Source organism: Komagataeibacter kakiaceti JCM 25156 (assembly GCF_000613305.1).
Genome location: NZ_BAIO01000407.1, coordinates 1 through 2,154 on the forward strand (window position 1 = coordinate 1; position 2,154 = coordinate 2,154).

The 2,154-nt window shown below is 66.1% G+C and carries 2 pseudogenes; one reads left to right on the forward strand and one right to left on the reverse strand.

Annotated features, from left to right (window positions below):
• Positions 1-408, reverse strand: a pseudogene (locus JCM25156_RS24780) (leucyl aminopeptidase family protein); the annotation flags it as partial.
• 113 nt (positions 409-521) lie between these two features.
• Here JCM25156_RS24780 and JCM25156_RS24785 point away from each other — a divergent pair.
• Positions 522-2,154: pseudogene (locus tag JCM25156_RS24785) on the forward strand (helicase-related protein); the annotation flags it as partial.

A 2,154-nucleotide genomic window follows, 5' to 3' on the forward strand; every position in this document is an offset into this window, starting at 1 on the left:
TGCCGCCGCCGGGGCCACGTCCCGCCCGAAAGCTGGCATGCGATACGCCCCGAGGCAGAAACCAAGGGCGATATCCGCCGCCCCGATATCCGCCGGCGCGCTGACACGCCACGGGCCGGGAGGCAACGAATCGGCCAGCGCGCCAAACACGAACGGATCGGCGCCGTCCTTTTCCTCCCCTACCCCCAGCAGGGCGGTCGTGACATTGCCATCCGGACCGGGCAGAAGCTGCACCTGCCCGTAACGGGCGGCAAATCCGGCCTGTCCGGCAAAACGCGCCGCCGCCGCCCCCACGATGCTGTCCAGATCATCAAGTGCCGCGGGACGGATGGCATGCACCACGCCCACATCCTGACCGGCCACATCTTCCGCCAGAACCAGACAGTCCGGATTTTCCAACATGTTCATCAAACGCCCTCCCTGCCGCGTTTTGTTCATGGCAGCGTGCGTCCGGCCACCGCGCAACGCAAGCCGCATGTGGTTTTGCTTGCATTTGCCGCCGCTTGGCCGGAGCATGATGCATGACGGGTGTACCCTCGGGTCCTGGTGGCCCCTATCGCACTGTGGCCGGACATGGTTCCGGCCCCCATTCCGACATGAAGGTCCGGGCCGTGCTCGGCCCGACCAATACCGGAAAAACCCATCTGGCCATTGAACGCCTGCTTGCCCATTCCAGCGGGATCATCGGTTTCCCGCTGCGGCTGCTGGCGCGGGAAAATTACGACCGCATGGTCGCGCGCAAGGGCGCGCACGCCGTCGCCCTGATAACGGGGGAAGAAAAGATCGTGCCGCCCAGGGCACGCTGGTTTTCATGCACGGTGGAGGCCATGCCGCTGGACCGGCGGGTGGAATTCGTGGCGGTGGATGAAATCCAGCTCTGCGCCGATCCTGATCGGGGCCACATCTTTACCGACCGGCTGCTGCATGCGCGCGGCACGGCGGAGACCATGTTTCTGGGTGCCGACACCATCCGCAACCTGATCCGCCAGCTGGTGCCGGGGATCGAGATCGAACATCGGCCCCGCCTGTCCCAGCTTGCCCATGCGGGGGCATGCAAGCTCACGCGCCTGCCCCCGCGCTCGGCCATTGTCGCGTTTTCCGCCAGCGAGGTTTACGCCATCGCCGAACTGCTCCGCCGCAGGCGGGGGGGATGCGCCATCGTCATGGGCCAGCTTTCCCCGCGCACACGCAACGCGCAGGTGGCGCTGTACCAGGAAAAGGAGGTCGATTACCTCGTCGCGACCGATGCGATCGGGATGGGGCTGAACATGGATGTCAACCATGTCGCCTTCGCCAGCCTGTCCAAATTCGACGGCACGCGCGTCCGCCCCCTCAATGCCGGTGAGATCGCGCAGGTGGCCGGGCGGGCCGGGCGGGGACTGCGCGATGGCACATTCGGCACCACCGGCACCTGCCCCGCGCTACATGAGGAACTGGCCGAAGCGGTGGAGCAGCATCGCTTGACCCGCTGACACGCCTGTCATGGCGCAACAGCGCGCTGGATTTCTCATCACCCGAAGCCCTGCTGCGCAGTCTCAACCATTCCTCCCCCCGCCCGGAACTGACCGCGGGGCACGAGGCCAGCGACATGCTGGCCCTTGCCGCCCTGGCGGGAAATACCGAGATCCGCCCCCTCGTGCACTCCCGCGCCGCGACACGGCTGCTGTGGGAAAGCTGCCAGATCCCCGATTTCCGCAAACTGGGCGATGACAGCCATATTCGCCTGTGCGGGCGGATTTTCACCCATATCATCCATGACGGGCGCATTCCCGCCGCATGGATGGAAAGGCAGATCGCCAGTTTCTTCCATACGGAGGGCACCATAGATTCGCTCATGCAACGGCTGGCGGGCATCCGGGTATGCAGTTACATCGCCTCGCGCACCGGCTGGATCGCCAATGCCGAGCACTGGCAGGCCCGCACCCGTGAGGCCGAAGACCGGCTGTCCGACATCCTGCATGAACAACTGACCGCCCGCTTTGTGGACCGTCGCGCCACCAGCCTCATCCGCCGGCTGGATGAAGGGGGGCATGACGCCCTGCTTTCCGCCGTGACGGCGCAGGGCAACGTGGTGGTGGAAGGCCATGAGGTCGGGCGTATCGCCGGTCTGGACCTGATCGCGGGCGACCATACCGACGCGGATGACGGCCGCCT